This window comes from Microbacterium sp. LMI13-1-1.1, from assembly GCF_040815625.1.
Taxonomy (GTDB): Bacteria; Actinomycetota; Actinomycetes; order Actinomycetales; family Microbacteriaceae; genus Microbacterium; species Microbacterium forte.
Genome location: NZ_JBFPNL010000005.1, coordinates 175,506 through 194,363 on the forward strand (window position 1 = coordinate 175,506; position 18,858 = coordinate 194,363).

General features: G+C 68.5%; 19 protein-coding genes. 15 read left to right on the forward strand and 4 right to left on the reverse strand.

Going from position 1 to position 18,858, the window contains the following annotated elements:
* Positions 1–78: 78 nt before the first annotated feature.
* From MRBLMI13_RS07720 to MRBLMI13_RS07770, 11 genes are all read left to right on the forward strand, one after another.
* The gene (locus tag MRBLMI13_RS07720; RefSeq protein WP_367821607.1) at positions 79–1,065 is read left to right on the forward strand and encodes an aldo/keto reductase; all 987 of its coding nucleotides are present in this window, start codon (positions 79–81) and stop codon (positions 1,063–1,065) included.
* Positions 1,066–1,120: 55 nt separating this feature from the next.
* Positions 1,121–1,774, forward strand: coding sequence for a YigZ family protein (locus MRBLMI13_RS07725; protein ID WP_367821609.1), 654 nt, complete (start codon positions 1,121–1,123; stop codon positions 1,772–1,774).
* A 74-nt stretch (positions 1,775–1,848) separates the two neighbouring features.
* Entirely contained in the window at positions 1,849–2,778 is a 930-nt protein-coding gene (locus MRBLMI13_RS07730) for a J domain-containing protein (RefSeq protein ID WP_367821611.1), read from the forward strand.
* 59 nt (positions 2,779–2,837) lie between these two features.
* Positions 2,838–3,818, forward strand: a complete 981-nt coding sequence (locus tag MRBLMI13_RS07735; RefSeq protein WP_367821613.1) for a squalene cyclase — start codon at positions 2,838–2,840, stop codon at positions 3,816–3,818.
* 136 nt (positions 3,819–3,954) lie between these two features.
* Positions 3,955–4,947, forward strand: coding sequence for a LacI family DNA-binding transcriptional regulator (locus MRBLMI13_RS07740; protein ID WP_367821615.1), 993 nt, complete (start codon positions 3,955–3,957; stop codon positions 4,945–4,947).
* A 35-nt stretch (positions 4,948–4,982) separates the two neighbouring features.
* Complete coding sequence (locus MRBLMI13_RS07745) at positions 4,983–6,251, forward strand: extracellular solute-binding protein (protein WP_042540443.1); 1,269 nt, start codon at positions 4,983–4,985, stop codon at positions 6,249–6,251.
* Between the two features lie 10 nt (positions 6,252–6,261).
* Entirely contained in the window at positions 6,262–7,227 is a 966-nt protein-coding gene (locus tag MRBLMI13_RS07750) for a carbohydrate ABC transporter permease (RefSeq protein WP_309692200.1), read from the forward strand.
* A 2-nt stretch (positions 7,228–7,229) separates the two neighbouring features.
* Complete coding sequence (locus MRBLMI13_RS07755) at positions 7,230–8,069, forward strand: carbohydrate ABC transporter permease (protein WP_042540439.1); 840 nt, start codon at positions 7,230–7,232, stop codon at positions 8,067–8,069.
* A 35-nt stretch (positions 8,070–8,104) separates the two neighbouring features.
* Entirely contained in the window at positions 8,105–9,103 is a 999-nt protein-coding gene (locus MRBLMI13_RS07760) for a glycoside hydrolase family 130 protein (protein WP_309692204.1), read from the forward strand.
* Positions 9,104–9,107: 4 nt separating this feature from the next.
* Positions 9,108–11,150 (forward strand): hypothetical protein, encoded by a 2,043-nt coding sequence (locus tag MRBLMI13_RS07765; RefSeq protein WP_367821619.1) that lies wholly within the window; start codon positions 9,108–9,110, stop codon positions 11,148–11,150.
* 40 nt (positions 11,151–11,190) lie between these two features.
* Entirely contained in the window at positions 11,191–11,847 is a 657-nt protein-coding gene (locus tag MRBLMI13_RS07770) for a histidine phosphatase family protein (RefSeq protein WP_228385721.1), read from the forward strand.
* 30 nt (positions 11,848–11,877) lie between these two features.
* Here MRBLMI13_RS07770 and MRBLMI13_RS07775 read toward each other — a convergent pair whose 3' ends face one another.
* The gene (locus MRBLMI13_RS07775) at positions 11,878–12,408 is read right to left on the reverse strand and encodes a hypothetical protein (RefSeq protein WP_367821621.1); all 531 of its coding nucleotides are present in this window, start codon (positions 12,406–12,408) and stop codon (positions 11,878–11,880) included.
* A 93-nt stretch (positions 12,409–12,501) separates the two neighbouring features.
* On the opposite strand from MRBLMI13_RS07775, the gene MRBLMI13_RS07780 reads away from it, so the two are divergent.
* From MRBLMI13_RS07780 to MRBLMI13_RS07790, 3 genes are all read left to right on the forward strand, one after another.
* Positions 12,502–12,924, forward strand: coding sequence for a Fur family transcriptional regulator (locus tag MRBLMI13_RS07780; RefSeq protein WP_042540432.1), 423 nt, complete (start codon positions 12,502–12,504; stop codon positions 12,922–12,924).
* Between the two features lie 64 nt (positions 12,925–12,988).
* On the forward strand, positions 12,989–14,440 hold the full coding sequence (locus tag MRBLMI13_RS07785) for a catalase (RefSeq protein ID WP_367821623.1): 1,452 nt from the start codon (positions 12,989–12,991) through the stop codon (positions 14,438–14,440).
* A gap of 83 nt (positions 14,441–14,523) precedes the next feature.
* Positions 14,524–15,333 (forward strand): alpha/beta fold hydrolase, encoded by an 810-nt coding sequence (locus tag MRBLMI13_RS07790; RefSeq protein ID WP_414685952.1) that lies wholly within the window; start codon positions 14,524–14,526, stop codon positions 15,331–15,333.
* A 58-nt stretch (positions 15,334–15,391) separates the two neighbouring features.
* Here the strand turns inward: MRBLMI13_RS07790 and msrA are convergent, their stop codons facing one another.
* Together msrA and msrB are read right to left on the reverse strand one after the other, a co-directional pair.
* On the reverse strand, positions 15,392–15,937 hold the full coding sequence (gene msrA / locus MRBLMI13_RS07795) for a peptide-methionine (S)-S-oxide reductase MsrA (protein ID WP_367821627.1): 546 nt from the start codon (positions 15,935–15,937) through the stop codon (positions 15,392–15,394).
* On the reverse strand, positions 15,934–16,404 hold the full coding sequence (gene msrB / locus MRBLMI13_RS07800; RefSeq protein ID WP_042540424.1) for a peptide-methionine (R)-S-oxide reductase MsrB: 471 nt from the start codon (positions 16,402–16,404) through the stop codon (positions 15,934–15,936). Before msrB ends, msrA begins: the two co-directional genes overlap by 4 nt.
* Before the next feature lie 151 nt (positions 16,405–16,555).
* On the opposite strand from msrB, the gene MRBLMI13_RS07805 reads away from it, so the two are divergent.
* Positions 16,556–17,473: a DUF808 domain-containing protein gene (locus tag MRBLMI13_RS07805; protein WP_042540422.1), complete on the forward strand. Its 918-nt coding sequence runs from the start codon at positions 16,556–16,558 to the stop codon at positions 17,471–17,473.
* A gap of 22 nt (positions 17,474–17,495) precedes the next feature.
* Here MRBLMI13_RS07805 and MRBLMI13_RS07810 read toward each other — a convergent pair whose 3' ends face one another.
* Positions 17,496–18,845, reverse strand: coding sequence for a DUF222 domain-containing protein (locus MRBLMI13_RS07810; RefSeq protein WP_367821630.1), 1,350 nt, complete (start codon positions 18,843–18,845; stop codon positions 17,496–17,498).
* Positions 18,846–18,858: the final 13 nt, after the last annotated feature.

The window sequence follows — 18,858 nt, forward strand, 5'->3', positions numbered from 1 at the left end:
CGGCCGTGGGAGGTTCTGACAGCCCCTCCCTCATCGTCGAGGCCGCGCGTAGCGTCGGTCTCGACGAAAGGACACGCAATGCACACTCGCACACTCGGACAGGGCCTCGAGGTCTCCGCCGTCGGGCTCGGATGCATGGGGATGTCGCAGAGCTACGGGCCGAACCCGGGCACCCGCGACGAGATGATCGGCGTGCTGAGGTCGGCTCTCGACCTCGGCGTCACCTTCTTCGACACCGCGGAGGTCTACGGCCCCTATGTGAACGAGGAGCTGGTCGGCGAGGCTCTCGAGCCCATCCGCGACCAGGTCGTCATCGCGACGAAGTTCGGCTGGCGCATCGAAGACGGCAAGAGCGTCGGGCTCGACAGCCGGCCGGAGCAGATCCGTCGCGTCGCCGAGCAGTCGCTGCGTCGCCTGCGCACCGACGTGATCGACCTCTTCTACCAGCACCGTGTCGACCCGGATGTGCCGATCGACGACGTCGCAGGCACAGTGGCCGAGCTCATCGCCGAGGGCAAGGTGAGGCACTTCGGGCTGTCCGAGGCATCGGCCTCGACGATCCGCCGGGCCCATGCCGTGCAGCCCGTCACGGCGCTGCAGAGCGAGTACTCGCTGTGGACGCGCGACCCTGAGGCCGAGATCCTGCCCACACTCGGCGAGCTCGGCATCGGCTTCGTGCCGTTCAGCCCGCTCGGCAAGGGGTTCCTCACCGGCACGGTCGATCGCCGCACCTCATTCGCCGACGGCGACATCCGCGGCACGATCCCGCGCTTCAGCGAGGAGAACCGGGCGGCGAACGAGGCGCTGGTCGGCCACGTCGCCTCGCTCGCGGAGTCCAAGGAGGCCTCCCCCGGCCAGATCGCCCTCGCGTGGCTGCTCGCTCGAGAGCCGTGGATCGTGCCGATTCCCGGCACGAGGCGCACGTCGCGGATCGCCGAGAATGCGGGAGCCACCACGGTGGCCCTGTCGGCCGACGAACTCGCCGACCTCGATCAGCTCGCCGACCGGGTCGGCGTGCAGGGAGATCGGTACAACCCGCAACAGATGTCGTTCGTCGACCGCTGAGTCGACATCTGAGTCGACCGCTGAGCAGCGGCGTGCGCTGGGTAGTCTGAGGCGGATGACTCCGCCCCGCACCTACCCGGCCACGATCGCCGCGCCCGTGGAGCATGAACTCGTCATCAAGAAGTCGCGGTTCATCGCGACCGTCGAGCCGGTCACCTCGGTCGAGGACGCGGATGCCGTGATCGCACGCCTGCGCAAGCAGTGGTGGGATGCGCGGCACAACTGCAGCGCGATGGTCACCGGCCTGCTCGGCGATCAGGCCCGCTCGTCGGATGACGGTGAGCCGTCCGGCACTGCGGGGGTGCCGATGCTCGAGGTGCTCAGACGGCGCGAGCTGACGGACGTCGTGGCAGTGGTGACCCGCTACTTCGGCGGCGTGAAGCTCGGCGCCGGCGGGCTCGTGCGGGCCTACTCGACCGCTGTCTCAGAAGCCCTCGATCTCGCATCGCTCGTGCACCGGCAGTCCCTGACCCAGGTGACGATCGACGTCGCGCAGGCGGATGCCGGACGCTTCGACAACCTTCTGCGCGACTGGGTGCCGCGTCACGGCGCGACGCTCGGCGAGCCACGATACGCGGCGCTGGCGACTCTCGAGGTGTGGGTGCCCGCGCAGGAGATCGACCGGCTCGCGGATGACATCGCAGCGGCATCCGCCGGTTCCGTGGTGCCGGTGATCGGCGTGGAGCGCGTCGTCGACGTGCCGGCCTGACCCTGGCCGACGCGCCCGGCTGATCCACAACAGCATCCGGATATTCTGGATGCCGCGATCTCGGAAGGAGAGCGATGTTCGACAGCCCGCTCTCGGCTTCCGCCTATGAGATCCTCGGCGTGGACCCGACCGTCGACGACGGCGAGCTGCGGCGCGCGTATCGCCTGCGCCTGCGGCAGACCCACCCGGACACGGGCGGAGACGCGGCCGTCTTCATCCAGGTGCAGCGAGCATGGGAGCTGATCGGCACCCCCGAGGGCCGCGCCGCCTACGACCGTCGCTCGGGTGCGCACCCCGGCATCCCGGCCGAGCCTGAGTGGAACGGCTGGCGGCCGCAGTCGGCCGCCCGCACGGACACCCGCCCTCGAGCTCGCTCGTACGGGCATCCCGGCGGGTGGCGCCGCGAGCGCTACCTGTCGCTGATCCGCGAATGGGCCGGCCGTGGCGTCGAGGTGCCCGACCCCTATGACCCGGCGCTCGTGCGCTCGGCCCCGCGCGACCTGCGACGCCTGCTCGCCGATGCTCTCGCCGAAGAGGCGACCGCCCGCACGGTGAGCGCGCTCGGCATGGGCTTCACGGTGTGGCACGACGTCGCCACAGGAGCGGATGCCGACGACAAGCTCGACCATGTCGTGCTCAGCCCCTCGGGCCTCTACGGCGTCATGTCGGAGGACTTCGGGGGAGTCGTCGGGTTCCGTCGGGGCGAGATCACGGGCCCGAGTCTGGGCACACGCGCGCCCGTCACCGCCACACTCTCGCGCATGCGCACCGTGGCCAAGGCCGCACGGGTGAAGTTCGGCGGACTGATCATGGTGCTCCCCGACGACGATCTCGCGCAGGCCGTCACCCCGCTCGGCAGCAGCCGCGGCGTTCCCGTGGTCGTCGTGCGTCGCAGTGCGCTCGCGATGGTGCTGCGCCAGGGAGTCCCCGGTGCCCGCGCCATCGGCGGCAACGAGCTGTTCGACGTGCGCACACGCCTGCAGCAGACCGTCACCTTCGTCTGACCCCGGCCTCCCAGAACGAGGGACTCCCGGCATCGACTCGGCGGGAGTACCCTGCTCGCATGGCTACGCCCGCGGCGACGATGGCATGGATGCTCGATGCCGATCCGGCCCTGCGCTGGCAGGTGGAGCGCGACCTGCTCGGCGCCCCGGCCGATGTCTGGAGGTCCACGCGAGCTCGGGTGTCGACGGAGGGTTTCGGGGCCGCACTCCTCGCCGCGCAGGATCCGGACGGACGCTGGGACGGAGGGGCGCACTTTCCCGGCGACTTCTTCGGAACTGCGGAGGCGGAGCAGCCGGGTCAACCGTGGACTGCCACGAGCTGGTCTCTGAATCAGCTCCGGGAGTGGGGGGTGCCCGCGGCGGCGCTCGGCGACACCGCGGACCGTCTCGCACGCAACTGCCGGTGGGAGTATGACGACATGCCCTTCTGGGGTGGCGAGATCGACGTGTGCATCAACGCGTTCACCCTCGCGAACGGCGCATGGCTGGGGGCCGACGTCTCGCGACTGGTCCGATGGTTCCCGGAGCACCGGCTCGCCGACGGAGGGTGGAACTGCGAGGCGGAGGAGGGCGACTCGGTCCGATCCTCGTTTCACTCCACGCTCAACGCGCTCCGCGGGATGCTCTCCTATGAGCTCGCGACCGGGGACACGTCACTGCGATCGACGCGGCACGCCGGCGAGGAGTACCTCCTCCGAAGGCAGCTGATGTTCCGTGCCTCCACCGGCGAGCTCGTGGACGGGTTCGTGGTCCGTTTCGTCTACCCGAGCAGACATCAGTACAGCGCTCTGGCGGCGCTCGACTACTTCCGCGACGCGTCACAGTCCGACCGAACCGCCCGAGACCCGCGAACGGATGCCGCAGTCGAGCTCGTGCGCGCGGCGCGACAGGCAGATGGATCCTGGCTCCAGGGCCCGCCGCTGGAGGGGCGGACGTGGTTCGCCGTCGATGCCGCGGAAGGCGCCCCGTCGCGGTGGCTGACCCTGATGGGGACGCGGGTCCTCGAGTGGGCAGATGGGGGCTCCTCCCCCGACGCATGATCCCGTCGGTTGTGACGGGCCTTGACCGCATCCGTCAAACCGGTTTACACTCGCTTCACCCACATTCGTCAAACCGGTTAAATCGTGCCGTGCCGAGTGCTTAGGGATCAACCCGAAAGTTCCACGAGGAGGTGGCATGAGCCGCACGACGATCGCCGACGTCGCCCGCGAGGCCGGCGTCACCAAGGCCACCGTCTCGCACGCGATGAGCGGCAAGCGGCCCATCTCCGACGACACCAGAGCCAAGGTGCTCGCCGCCGCCGAAAAGCTCAACTGGGTGCCGAGCCAGAGCGCCCGCGCGCTGGCCACGCAGAAGGCCAATGCGATCGCCGTGGTGCTGGCCCGTGACCCCGAGGTCATCGCCAACGACTCGTTCTTCCCCGCGTTCATCGCTGGCGTCGAATCGGTGCTGGCTGAGACCGAGACGGCGCTGATCCTGCAGGTCGTTCCCGATCGGGCGGCCGAGGAGCGGGCCTACCGGTCGCTCAGCCACGGGCGCGCCGACGGCGCCCTGCTGCTCGACCTGCGGAACGACGACTGGCGCGTGCCGCTGCTCGAAGAGCTCGACCTCCCTTCGGTGCTGGTCGGCGCCTACGAGCAGCCGACCCGATTCTCGTGCGTGCGCACCGACGACGATGCGCCCGTGCGCGAGATCATCGCTCACCTGCGTGCCGAGGGCCACGAACGCATCGCTCATGTCTCGGGTCCGCTCGACTACGTGCACTCGCGCGTGCGGGCCGATGCCTACACCGATGCCGTGGGCGGCGATGCCCTGCTGCGCGAGGGCGACTTCACCGCCTCGAGTGGCCGGGAGCGCACCGCCGAGCTGCTCGCGCTGCCCGATCGCCCGACCGCCATCCTCTATTCCAACGACACCATGGCGATCGCCGGGCTGTCGTTCGCGCGGTCGAGCGGCCTCAGCATCCCCCGCGATCTCGCGATCGCCGGCTTCGACGACGACCATCTCTCGGCCCACCTCTCCCCCGCACTCACGAGCGTCTCATCGGGCCCCGCCGCGCGAGGACGCGCTGCCGCCCGCCTGCTTCAGGCCGACATCCTCGGCGCCGAGCCGCGCACAGAGGTCGTCGACTGCAACGTCGTGCACTTCCGGGAGAGCACAGCCCGCTAGACGATCACCCGAACCATCGCGTCAAGGAGGACAACATGAAGAAGAAGATCCGCGCAGCAGCGCTCCTGGGAGCGGTCGCGCTCGTCGCCACCGGATGCTCATCCGGAGGTGGAGGCGGCGATGCCTCGGGCGAGGGCACCGGCTCGATCGACATCTGGCTGTCGAACAACGAGCAGGAGGTCGCCTGGGGCACCGCCGTCGTCGAGGCCTGGAACGCCGAGCACCCCGACGAGAAGGTCAACGCGCAGGAGATCCCCGCCGGCTCGTCGTCGGAAGAGGCGATCACCGCCGCCATCACCGCCGGCACCGCACCCTGCCTGGTCTACAACGTGGCTCCGGCGGCGGTCTCCGGCTGGGTCAAGCAGGGCGGGCTCGTCGACCTCAGCACCATGGAGGGCGGCAGCGACTACATCACCGAGCGCGGTGGTGAGGTCGACTCGTATGCCACCGACGGAAGCTTCTACCAGCTGCCGTGGAAGTCGAACCCGGTCATGGTGATGTACAACAAGGCCCTCTTCGAGGCTGCGGGCATCGATCCCGAAGACCCCCAGATGGCCTCGTACGACGAGTTCCTCGCCGGGTCACGCGCGATCGTCGAATCCGGAGTGCAGAGTGCGATCTGGCCGGCACCCACCAGCGAGTTCTACCAGCCCTGGTTCGACTTCTATCCCCTGTACCTCGCCGAGACCGACGGCACCATGCTCGTCGAAGACGGCGCGGCGACGGTCGACTCGGATGCAGGGCGCGAGGTCGCGGAGTTCTGGAAGACCTTCTACGACGAGAAGCTCTCGCCCAACGAGGCGTCGACCGATGACGCGATGTCCGCGGGGACGACCGCCATGCAACTCGCCGGTCCGTGGGCCATCCCCTCGTACGCCGAGACCGTGGACGTCGGGTTCATGCCCGTGCCGACCAGCGACGGTCGCGAGAACCCGACGACGTTCGCGGACTCGAAGAGCGTCTCGATGTTCACCGCGTGCGAGAACCAGGGCACCGCATGGGAGTTCCTGAAGTTCTCGACGAGCGTCGACAGCGACGGTCAGCTGCTCGAGGCGACGGGCCAGATGCCGATGCGCACCGACCTCACCGAGACCTACGCCGACTACTTCGACGCGAACCCGAACTACGTGGCGTTCGCCGAGCAGGCCGAGGCCACGGCAGACGTGCCCAGCATCCCGAACTCCGTGGAGGCCTGGCAGGCGTTCCGCGACGAGTACTCCGCCGCCGTGATCTTCGGCAAGGAGTCGATCGACGACTTCCTGAAGAACGCCGCGACGAAGATCGACGATCTCGTCGCCGAGTGATGAGCCGCACATGACTCTCCGAGACGACGCCGTCGCGGACGTGGCCGGGGGCACCACCGCCCCGGCCCCGTCCGCGGGCCGGTCACCGAGGGCGCGGTTACGCAACCGACTGCTGGGTGCACAGCCGATCGGCGGCCTCTTCGCCCTGCCGTATCTGGTCTTCGTGCTGGCGATCTTCGCGTTCCCGTTGGGATTCGCGGTCTACATCGCCTTCCACGACTACTTCTTCACGGCACCCAATGTCGAGGTCGACCGGCCGTTCGTGGGCTTCGACAACTTCGTCACCGTGCTCACCGACCCGAGGGTGCTCGGATCGTTCCGCAACACCCTGGTCTTCCTCGTCATCAACGTGCCGCTCACCGCCGTGCTCTCGCTCGTGCTCGCGGCGGCGCTGAACACCGGCATCCGCTGGGTCGCCGCCTACCGGGTGGCGTTCTACGTGCCGTATCTGACGGCCAGTGTCTCGCTCGTCGGCGTGTGGATGCTGCTGTTCTCGGGCAACGGCCTGATCAACACGATCCTCGGGCCGCTCGCCCCCGATCCGTCGTGGCTGGTGAACAGCGGTCTCGCGATGCCGATGATCGCGCTGTACGTCACGTGGAAGCAGCTGGGGTTCTACATCCTGCTCTACCTCGCCGCACTCCAGAACGTGCCGAAGGAGCTCTACGAGTCGGCCGAGACCGACGGCGCGGGCGCGTTCTCGCGCTTCTGGAACGTCACCGTTCCCGGCGTGCGCAGCGCCACCACGCTCGTGCTGATCCTGTCGATCATCACCGGAGCGAACCTCTTCACCGAGCCGTACCTGCTCACGAACGGCGGCGGCCCCGACGGCGCCTCCTCGACACCCGTGCTGCTCATCTACCAGCTGGGCATCCAGCAGCAGAACCCCGACACCGCGGCCGCGATCGGCATGATCCTCGTGATCCTGGTCGGCATGCTGTCGCTCGCCGCCAACCGCGCCACCAGGGAGCGATGACCATGAGACGCAAGCGTTCACTGCCCCGCATCCTGAGCGTGATCCTGCTCACGGTCGCGGCGATCGGATTCGCGTTCCCGTTCTACTTCATGCTGGTCGGGGCGTTCCAGGAGAACCCGACGAACTCGCCCGACGAGCTCTTCCCGACGAGCGGCTGGACGATCGACAACTTCCTCGCGATCGACTCCCGCATCGACCTGGTCGGCTCGCTGCTCAACTCGCTGATCTTCACGGCGGGCGTGCTGCTGGGCACCGTCGTGTTCGGACTGCTCGCCGGGTATGCGATCGCGCGGCTCGACTTCCGCGGTCGCGGAGTGATCTGGGTGCTCATGCTGCTGGTGCAGATGGTGCCGTTCCAGCTGCTCATGATCCCGCTGTACGTGCAGATCACGCGCAATTACGGGCTCGGCGACTCGTACATGGGCATGATCCTGCCGTTCCTCATCAACACGACGGCGGTGTTCATCTTCGTGCAGTTCTTCAAAGCGCTGCCCGTCGAGATCTTCGAGGCCGCCCGCATCGACGGCGCCGGCGAGATCCGCCTGCTCACCTCGGTCGCGATCCCGCTCATCAAGCCGGTGCTCGTGACCGTCGTGCTCGTCACCTTCATCGGCCCGTGGAACGAGTTCCTCTGGCCGTTCCTCATCACGAAGGACGCATCGCTGCAACCGCTCGCCGTGTCCCTCGCGAACTACATCTCGAACGTGGCGCAGTCCACGGCGAACCCCAACGGCGCGATCCTCGCCGGAGCGACCGCCCTGGCGTTCCCCGTCGTCATCCTGTTCATCGTCTTCCAGCGCTTCTTCCGGGCCACCGACCTCGGTGCTGCCGTCAAGGGCTGATCGGCCCCTCCCCCAGAATCCCCGAAAGGACCCCCATGTTCACCGGAGCATCCTTCCCCCTCGGCCCGTTCACCCCCTACGAGGGCAACCCGATCCTGCGTCCGAAGGGCGACAGCTGGGAGTCGGCCAACCTCTACAACCCGGCGGCTCTCGTCGACGGCGACGAAGTGGTGCTGCTCTACCGGGCGCACGCAGACGACATCGTCTCGCACATCGGCATCGCCCGCTCGAGCGACGGCGTGAACTTCACCCGCGAGGACGCACCGATCCTCTCCCCCTCCGAGGACTACGAACGCTACGGATGCGAGGATCCGCGCATCGCGCTGATCGACGGCACCTACTACCTGACCTACACCGGCTGGGATCGGCGCAGCGCGCAGCTGTGCCTCGCGACCTCGACCGATCTGCGCTCCTGGACCAAGCATGGACCGCTGTTCGACGACTTCGACACGTTCAAGACCATGGACCCCCGCGGGTTCAACTGGTCGAAGGCCGGGGTCATCGTGCCGCAGAAGATGCACGGCAAGTGGTGGATGTACTTCGGCGAGGGCGGCATCTACTGGGCCACCAGCGACGATCTCCTCCACTGGACGCCCGGCACCCCCGACACCGAGCCGATGTACTCGCCGACCCCCGGCACCTGGGACGAGGCGCTCGTCGAGATCGGCACCTCGCCTGTCGTCACCGACAACGGGTTGCTCGTGATGCTCACGAACGGGGCGACCAGGACCGTGCACGAGGACGGTTCGGTCGACGTGGACTACCGCTGCGGCCAGATCGCGATCGACCCCGACGAGCCGACCAAGGTGCTCGCGCGACTGCAGGAGCCGTGGCTGCGTCCGCAGACCTTCGAGGACATGCACGGGCTCGTCTCGAACGTGACCTTCGTCGAGGGACTCGTGAAGTTCCAGGGCCGGTGGTTCGCGTACTACGGGCAGTCGGACACGACGCTGGCCGTGGCCATCCACGACCCCGCCCAGCCGTGGGGCCGCGCACTGCGAGACGGCGCCGACTCGAACACGAGCGAGGAATGAGACCATGGCCATCTCCCGACGGACCTTCCTGACCGCGGCAGCCGCCACCTCGGCGCTGGCGCTCCTGCCGCTGGATTCGGCCGGGGCGCAGGCGTCGGCGCCCGCTGCCGGCCTGCCTCTCGGGTCTCCGCCTGCGGGGGCGGGTGCCGGGGCGCGACTCACGAACCTCGCGCACCTGCGCTTTCTGCTCGCGGAGGTGCCGGTCGTGGCGAGCGTCACGCACACCACGTTCGACATCGACGTCTCGCCGCGCGTGCTCGCGCCATGGACGTATGCCGACACCGACGGCGCCGGGGGCTACCGACCGGTGGGTGGCGGCACTCGCGACGCCGTGACCGGCTCTTGGACACAGGGCGCGTACAACGCGGATGACATCGCCCGAGCCGCGGTCGTGTTCCTGCGCGAATGGAAGGCGACCGGCGACGCGCAGGCCCGCGACGAGGCACGCGATGTGCTGCGGTCGCTGGCGTTCCTGCAGACGACCAGCGGGCCGAATGCCGGCCGCGTGGTGCTGTGGCAGCAGGAGGACGGCACGCTGAATCCCAGCGCGATCCCCGTCGAACTGCCGGATCCGTCGGACTCCGCCGAGTCGTACTGGCTGGCGCGCACGGTGTGGGCGTTCGGTGAGGGTTACGCGGCCTTCCGACGGGAGGATGCCGAGTTCGCGGCGTTCCTGCTCTCGCGGCTGCATCTGGCCCTCGATGCGCTCGGTCGCGAGTCGCTGTCGCGCGCCGGGCAGTGGGTGCGCAGCGACGGACGCGACCTGCCCGCCTGGTTGATCGCGGGGGGAGCGGATGCCACGGCCGAGGCCATGCTCGGACTCTCCGCCGCGACCGATGCCGGAGACGCCCGAAGCCGACAGGCTCTGCAGACGTATGGAGAAGGTGTCGCGGCGATGGCCACTGATCCTGCGAAGGGCTGGCCGTTCGGCGCCGTGCTGCCCTGGACCGGGTCGCTGGGATTCTGGCACGCCTGGGGTGCGGCCGCGCCCGAGGCTCTCGCTCGCGCCGGTGCGCTGCTGCGACGTCGCGAGTGGACCGCGTCGGCCGTGGCGGATGCCGGGACCTTCACCCCGCAGGTGCTCGCCACGGGCGGTCCGCACAACGCCTGGGCGCCGGTGCCCGCGGAGGCGCAGATCGCCTACGGCGCGCACGGTCGCGTCGCGGCGGCGGTGCAGGCGGCATCCGTCGGTGGTGAGGGGCTGCGGGTGCTCGCAGGACTCGCCGCAGGGTGGTTCTTCGGCGCGAACACGGCGGGTATCCCTGTCTACGACCCGGCCACCGGTGTGACTTTCGACGGTGTCGAGACGGATGGACGGGTGAATCGGAACTCCGGAGCCGAGTCCACCATCCACGGACTGCTCACGATGCTGCTGCTGGATGCGAACCGTGACATCGCCCGGATCGCGACGTCGATCACCGGGTTGTCGTCGTTCTCGGGACTGAGGGTGATCGACGCCGAGGGCGCCCGGCTCTCGGCGGGCTGCGTGGTCGTGCGGCCCGAGGACGGCGCCTGGACCGGCGAGGGCAACCTGTCGGATGGCGCGTACGTGCGCGTTCCCGCGGGCGAGTCGGTCGAGTTCGATGTGACCGAGCCCGACGGCATCCTGCACGGCCTCGTGTGGAGACAGGCGGCGGATGCGGGTGACGCGGTGTGGGAGGTGTTCCGCGGTCGCCGGCGTCTGTGGAGCACTCGCACGCCCGCGGGTGGCACCGGCGAGCGCGGACTCACCGAAGCCGACGGGATGCTGGTGCCGCAGCTGCTCGGTGGCGAGCTGCCCGCGGAGGCGGTGACCGTGCGATGCACGAGCACCGGCGACCTGCGGCTCGACGCCCTGGTGATCCAGCCAGCCATCGCGAACGCGGTGTACTCGACGACCTCCGGCTCGGCGGTTCTCTATGCGAACGGGACTCGACGGGACCAGCGGGTCGCTGCGCTCGCACGCGGTGCCGGCCGAGCCTACGAGGCGGACGGATCGCAGCGCGGCCAGGCCGTCGCCGGCGGAAAGGTGCGCGTGCGTGGGGGCGGGTTCACGATCACGCAGTGACCGGGCCCCGACGTCGGGCTACGGTTGCGGTGTGCCTGCGATCCCTGTCTACGACCAGCTGCCCGACCGACCCGCACCCGACAACCCCACGGGAAAGCTCGTGCTCCTGCGCCATGGCGAGACCGAGTGGTCGAAGGCCGGCCTGCACACCGGCCTCACGGACATCCCGCTCACGGCGCGGGGCGAGGACCTCGCCCGGGGTGCCGGACAGCTGGTCGCCGACTACGACTTCTCGCTCGTGCTGTCGTCGCCGCTCGAGCGCGCCCGGCGCACGGCCGAGCTCGCCGGTCTGCACGCCGAGATCGATCCGCTGCTCGTCGAGTGGGACTACGGCGGATACGAGGGCCGCACGACGAAGGACATCCGCGAGGAGCTCGGCTACGACTGGAGCGCATTCACTCACGGAGTGATCCGAGGCGCGACGCCGGGCGAGACCGTCGAGGAGGTCGCGGCCCGCGCATCCCGCGTGCTCACCCGGGTTCTGCCGAAGCTGACCGAGGGTGATGTCGCGCTGGTCGCGCACGGGCACTTCCTCCGCATCCTCACCGCGGTCTATCTGCGCCTCGCGCCGCGCTTCGGCGCTCAGATCACGCTGGACGCCGGATCGGTGTCGGTGCTGAGCTTCTACCGTGAGCAACCGGCGATCCTGACCTGGAACTACGGCCTCGAGCTGCCTCTCGCGCCGTCGGAGTCCTGACGCCCTCAGTGGATCCGGACGACCGCGCGCTCAGGACGCCTCGACGAGCGACAGCGCGTGGACCGTGGGGGCGCCCTCGAGAGCGAGCGCGAACCGAATTCCGGTGCGAGCATTCGTGACGTCGAAGGCGATCGTCTCGTTCGCGCACACGACCGGCTCTGCCGGGTCTCCCTCGTCCAGTTCGCTGGTCACGAGAGTGATGGTGCCGTCACCCCTGCAGGCGAACTGAGCCTGGTACGACCCGGGCGGGAGTGACGTGAAAGACGTCACGTCGTGGGCCGAACTGTTCTCGCTCATCCACCCGGAGAAGCCGAAGACGTATCCGTCGGCGTCTCCGCCGGGAACGGCAGTCTTCGCCCAGTCGGCGATCTCCTCGACCGGCACCGGGAGCAGCGCTTCATCCGCCTCGGCGTCCGGAGTCGGGGTCGGCGTGGGGCTCGACGCCGAGGCGGAGGGCGACGGGGACCCCTCGCCCGACCCTGAGGGTTCGCCACTGCATCCGGCGAGCGCGACGCCCGCCATCAGGATCAGTCCCACTGCTGCCGCTCTTGTCGTAGACATCCCTTCACGCTACGTGCACGTGTGCAGGATGCAACCCGCGCGGCCGACACGCCATTCTTTTGAATTACTCAAAAGAGACGCTAGAGTCGAGGCATGGAGACAGAACTCGACTCGGCACTTCGCGGTGCCGGGCTGCGTGCGACCGCGGGCCGCGTCGCCGTTCTCGAGGCTCTGGAATCCATGGCCCACACGGATGCGGAGCGGGTCTTCCGCGCCGTCTCCGAGGTGCTTCCGACGACGTCGATCCAGTCGGTGCACAACATCCTCGCGGACCTGACGACGGCGGGTCTGATCCGCCGGATCGAACCGGCAGGCTCCGCGGCGCTCTATGAACGGCGCATCGACGACAACCATCACCACATCGTGTGCACCCAGTGCGGTGCGATCGGCGATGTGGACTGCGTCGTCGGCGAAGCGCCGTGCCTCACCCCGTCTTCGGCGGGGGGATTCACCGTCCAGACAGCCGAAGTGACCTTCTGGGGCCTGTGCCCCAGTTGCCAGAACGCCGCGCAGTAGCATCCGACGTCCGATCCCGGGCACCCGGGGTGATCGTCGTCCCTGTGCGCAGAAGGAGAAGAACATGACCGACCCATCGACCACCACCCAGACGGGCACTCCCGTCGCGAGCGACGCCCACTCGCTCACCGTCGGAGCAGACGGACCCACGGTCCTGCACGACCGCTACCTCGTCGAGAAGCTCGCGTCGTTCAACCGCGAGCGTGTGCCGGAGCGCAACCCGCACGCCAAGGGCGGCGGAGCCTTCGGAACCTTCACAGTGACCGAGGATGTGTCGGCCTACACCCGTGCCGCAGCCTTCCAGCCCGGCGCTCAGAGCGAGACGCTGCTGCGCTTCTCGTCGGTCGCCGGCGAGCAGGGTTCGCCCGACACCTGGCGCGACGTGCGCGGCTTCGCACTGCGCTTCTACACGTCCGAGGGCAACCTCGACATCGTCGGCAACAACACCCCGACCTTCTTCCTGCGCGACGCCATGAAGTTCCCTGACTTCATCCACTCGCAGAAGCGCCTCGGCGACTCGGGTCTGCGCGACGCCGACATGCAGTGGGACTTCTGGACCCTCTCTCCCGAGTCCGCCCACCAGGTCACGTACCTGATGGGAGACCGTGGCCTGCCGCGCAGCTGGCGCCACATGAACGGCTACGGCTCGCACACCTACCAGTGGGTCAACGCCGCAGGCGAGCGCTTCTGGGTGCAGTACCACTTCCTGTCGAAGCAGGGCGTCGAGGCGATGAGCGCCGAAGAGGCCGAGAAGCTCGCAGGATCGGATGCCGACTACTACCGTCGCGACCTGTTCGACGCGATCGCGAGCGGCGACGCCCCCTCCTGGGATGTCTACGTGCAGGTCATGCCCTACGACGAGGGCAAGACCTACCGCTTCAACCCGTTCGACCTGACGAAGACCTGGTCGAAGAAGGACTACCCGCGCATCAAGGTCGGCACGTTCACGCTCGACCGCAACCCGCAGAACTTCTTCGCCGAGATCGAGCAGGCCGCCTTCTCGCCCGGCAACCAGGTTCCCGGCACCGGCATCTCGCCCGACAAGATGCTCATGGCTCGGGTGTTCGCCTACTCCGACGCGCAGCGCTACCGCATCGGCGCGAACTACAACCAGCTTCCGGTCAACCAGCCGCATGCGGCCGAGGTGCGCAACTACATGCACGAAGGCCAGATGCAGTACAAGTTCAACCCGGCCGAGCACCGCGTCTACACGCCGAACTCGTACGGCCCCGCCGGCGGACCGACGGCCGACCCTGCCGCGGGTGTCGAGGCGAGCTGGGAGTCGGACGGCGAGCTGATCCGCGCCGCGGCGACCCTGCACCTCGACGACGACGACTTCGGTCAGGCGGGCACGCTGTACCGCACGGTCTTCGACGACGAGCAGCGCGCGCGCTTCCTCGACACGCTGACCGGTCAGGGACAGGCCATCACGATCGACGCGATCCGCGAGCGTTTCTTCCAGTACTGGACGAACGTCGACGCATCGCTCGGAGAGGCCCTGCGCGCTCGCTTCTGAGCCGCAGCTGCTGACGACCGAGACCCACCGTTCCCTCGGGGCCGGTGGGTCTCGGCGTCTCCGGGCATCGCAGGAGGAGGACAATGGATGCCGTGGCTGTTCCTCTCTCCGACCTGACCAACATGCCCGAACCCCAGCAGGTGTACGCCGCTGACGGCACTCGCCTCGCGACGTACACATGGGGGGAGATCGATGCGCCGGTGGTGGTGATCGTGCACGGCTTCGCGTCGAGCGCCCGCGACACCTGGGTGCTCACGGGCTGGGTGCGCGAGCTCACCAAGGCCGGATACCGCGTGCTGGCGCTCGACCAGCGAGGCCATGGCCTCAGCCAGAAGCCGCATCAGGCCGACGCGTACGGCATCCGCACCCTCGCGACCGACGTCGAGACGGTCATGGACGCATACCTCGTCGATGAAGCCGTCTATGTCGGATACTCGCTCGGCGCGCGGGTCGGCTGGGAGGTCGTGCGTGATCTTCCGCATCGCATCGGTCGTGCCGTGCTCGGCGGGGTGCCCGACGGCATCCCTCTCGCCCGGCTCGATCTCGATCAGGTGCGCGCATACCTGGCGGACGGCACGCCCGTGTCGGATGCGACGACGCAGAACTACATCACGCTGACCGAGCGCGTGCCGGGCAACGACCTCGGAGCCCTGGTGGCACTGGCGGAGGGGATGCGGTCGTCACGGACGATCGACCCCGATCCGTCGCACGCCCCCGCGAGCCCGATCCTGTTCGCGACGGGCTCGAAGGATGCGATCATCGAAGGCTCGCGCGCGCTCGCATCCGCAGCCCCTCAGGGGCGGTTCTTCGAGATCCCGGATCGCAACCACTTCAACGCTCCCGGGTCCCGCGCGTTCAAGGAAGCCGCGCTGGCGTTCCTGTCGGAGGGCTGACCGCAGGCACGAGAAGAGCCCTCCGTCACGAGGTGACGAAGGGCTCTCGGGGTGACGGTCAGACCGTCGCGTTCTCTTCGCGCTTCGGCAGCACCCATCCCGCACGCGGGAAGTGGCAGGTGTAGCCGTTGGGGTACTTGATCAGGTAGTCCTGGTGCTCGTCCTCCGCCTGCCAGAACGGGCCCGCGGGCTCGATCGTGGTCACGGCCTTGCCCGGCCACAGGCCTGAGGCGTCGACGTCGGCGATGGTGTCGCGGGCGACGGCCTCCTGCTCGGGGCTGAGCGGGAAGATCGCCGAGCGGTAGCTCGAGCCGACATCGTTGCCCTGACGGTCCTTCGTCGACGGGTCGTGGATCTGGAAGAAGAACGCGAGGATGTCGCGGTACGTCGTCTTGGTGGGGTCGAAGACGATCTCCACAGCCTCGGCGTGACCGGGGTGGTTGCGGTAGGTGGCGTGGTCGTTGCTGCCGCCGGTGTAGCCGACACGGGTGTCGAGCACGCCGGGCTGGCGGCGGATCAGGTCTTCCATGCCCCAGAAGCAGCCGCCCGCCAGCACGGCGGTCTCGGCTCCGGGGGTGCGGGTGATGGTTCCGGTGTCGGTCATGACTGCTCCTCAGAGGTGGGGGTGGTGGGGAAGAGGTGACGGTAGCGACCGTACCCCTCATCTTCCAGGCTGTCAGCCGGGATGAAGCGCAGGGCGGCGGAGTTCATGCAGTATCGGAGCCCTCCTGCATCGCGGGGTCCGTCGTCGAAGACGTGCCCCAGGTGGCTGTCGGCGCCGGTGGAACGCGCCTCGGTGCGCGTCATCCAGAGCTTGCGGTCGGTGCGCGTGGTCACGGCATCGGCCTCGATGGGCTTGGTGAAGCTCGGCCATCCGGTTCCGCTGTCGAACTTGTCGGTCGACGCGAAGAGCGGCTGGCCCGAGACGACGTCGACGTAGATGCCGTCGTCGTGGTTGTTCCAATATGCGTTGCGGAAGGGCGGCTCGGTGGCATCCTCCTGCGTCACCTCGTACTGCAGGTGCGTGAGGTCGCTGACCGCCGCGGGGTTCTTGCGGTACTCGTTCGACATGATCTGACTCCTTGTCCGACGCGGCTGGCTGCAGCGTCTTAGAGGAGAACCAGGCGGGCGCCTGTTTTGGTCCCGCAGGACTGTGAGCGGGCTGTGAGTTTGAAAGGAGTCGATAGAGTTGCTCAGCCACACACACCACAGGGAGACGCACATGTCGGTTGGACTGCTCGCCGTCGTCGATGACATCCTCAGCGCGGCGATGAAGGCCTCGGCGAAAGCCGCGGGCGTCGTGATCGACGATGCCGCGGTGACCCCGCAGTACGTGCAGGGCATCACGCCGGCGCGTGAGCTGCCTGTGGTCGCGAAGATCGCGCTCGGTTCGCTGGTCAACAAGTTCGTGATCATCATCCCGATCGCGCTGGTGCTCACCGCCTTCGCGCCGTGGGTGCTGCCGTACCTGCTGATCCTCGGCGGTGCCTATCTGTGCTTCGAAGGCGCCGAGAAGGTGCTCGAGTGGTTCGGCGTGCAGCACGGTCACGCCGATGAAGGCGCCCGCGACGAGAAGAAGCTGGTGCTCGGCGCCGTGCGCACCGACCTGATCCTCTCGACCGAGATCATGCTGATCTCGCTGGCGAACCTCGAGGCCGGTCTCGACATCTGGACGACCCTCGCGATCCTCGCGGTGATCGCCCTGCTCATGACGGGCGTCGTCTACGGCGCCGTGGCCCTGCTCGTCAAGATCGATGACATCGGTCTGAAGATGGCCAAGAACCCGGTCGCACGCGTCCGCCACACGGGAATGCGGATCGTGCGCTCGATGCCGGCGGTCTTCCGCTTCATCAGCATCCTCGGCACCGTGGCGATGCTGTGGGTCGGTGGCCACCTGCTGCTCGTGAACCTCGGCGAGGTGGGCGTGCACTTCGGTGAAGACATCCTGCATGCCATCGAGCACGCGCTCGAGCCCCTCGGCGCTGTCATCGTCTGGATCGGCGACACCCTCTTCTCGGCCATCGCCGGCCTGATCGCGGGTCTGATCATCGTCGGGATCATCCTGGGGATCGGCCGCCTGATCGGCAAGAAGCCGAACTTCCACGAGGGCGAGGAATCGCCCGCCGACGTGCACGTCTGAACCGCGCACCACGGAATCGACGTCAGGCAGCGATGTCATAGCGAGCCCGGCCCCCGAGGCGCGGAGTCCTCGCGAGATCGATGCTTCGCGGCGGGATCAGCCATACCCGTGCCGCGGCTCCGATTCCCTCGATGCGGATATCCCACCCGTTGTCGTGGATGCGATGGTGACACGACTCGCACAGCAGTACGCCGTTGTTCAGGTCGGTGGGTCCGGTGTCTCGCTGCCACCACCTGATGTGGTGCGCCTTGGTCATCTGCGGAGGGAGACCGCACATGGCGCATCCGCCGTCTCGCTCGACGAGTGCCAATCGCTGCGCCCGGGTGAACAACCGTTTCTCGCGCCCCCAGTCGAGGATCTCCCCCGCTGATCCGAGAACCACCGGGATGATGCCGCCACCCGCAGCCATGCGACGGCAGGTGCTGACGCTCACGGGCTGGTCGCTGCAGTCGATCGTCGCGCTGCCCTCGCCCGACATGAGCTGGTCGAGGTTCACGCGCACCACCACTGTCGCACCCGATGCGGGCATCCCGCCGTTGTCGCAGGCGATCGCGTGCTCGCAGACGGCGGTCAACGCATCGGCCTGGATCATCGCGACCGAACGGCGATCGGCATCCGGCGCGTCAGGGTCTGTCGCGGTGATCCGCGACTGAAACGACGCCGCCACGTAGGCCTGTATCGCGGCCTTGATCGGCGCCCCTGAGGCGATGTCGGTCTGCAGCACGAGGTGAAGCGAGCCGTCGCGCTCGAACATCGTCAGGGAACGGCGGTCGCGGGCCTCTCGCTCTCTGGGTGCGACGCCATCTGGGTCGAGCCAGGCTTCGGCACGGGCCACCAGCTTGCCGACGTCGGCGAGGGACATCCCCGCTGCCCTGCCGATGAGGAGACGCTCGACCTCTTCGACCCGAGCCGACCCCACCTTGAGCCGGATCCGCTCGAGCAGGCTGACGATGAGCGCGGCGGCCGCCACGGATATCTCCCCTGCGGCGAGCGCCGACGCCAGCGCCGGATACCGCGCGGGCAGGACCTCACCCAACAGATTCGTCCGCGGCGCCGCTGCCTGCCCTACCGCGATGAGTCGCTTGGCGTCGCCGGCCGACCCACCCGTGTGCGCGGCGATCATCGCCGCAGCACTCCGGTATCCATGCTGCTTCGCGAACCCGTCAGGGCCGAGTTCCGACCGCGACTCGTGCGCGATCGTCGCCGCGAGCTCGGCGTGGAGCCCGTCGAGGCATCGCTGCGCCTGGCTCACCGCACGATGCGCGTCGAGCAGTTCGATGCGCGAGAGCTCCGCCGACCCCTCGGCGTCGCCCCAGACGTCGCCGAGGCGCTCGAAGGCCTCGAGAAGCGGCATCAGGCGGGATGAGGGCATGTCTCCATTTTAG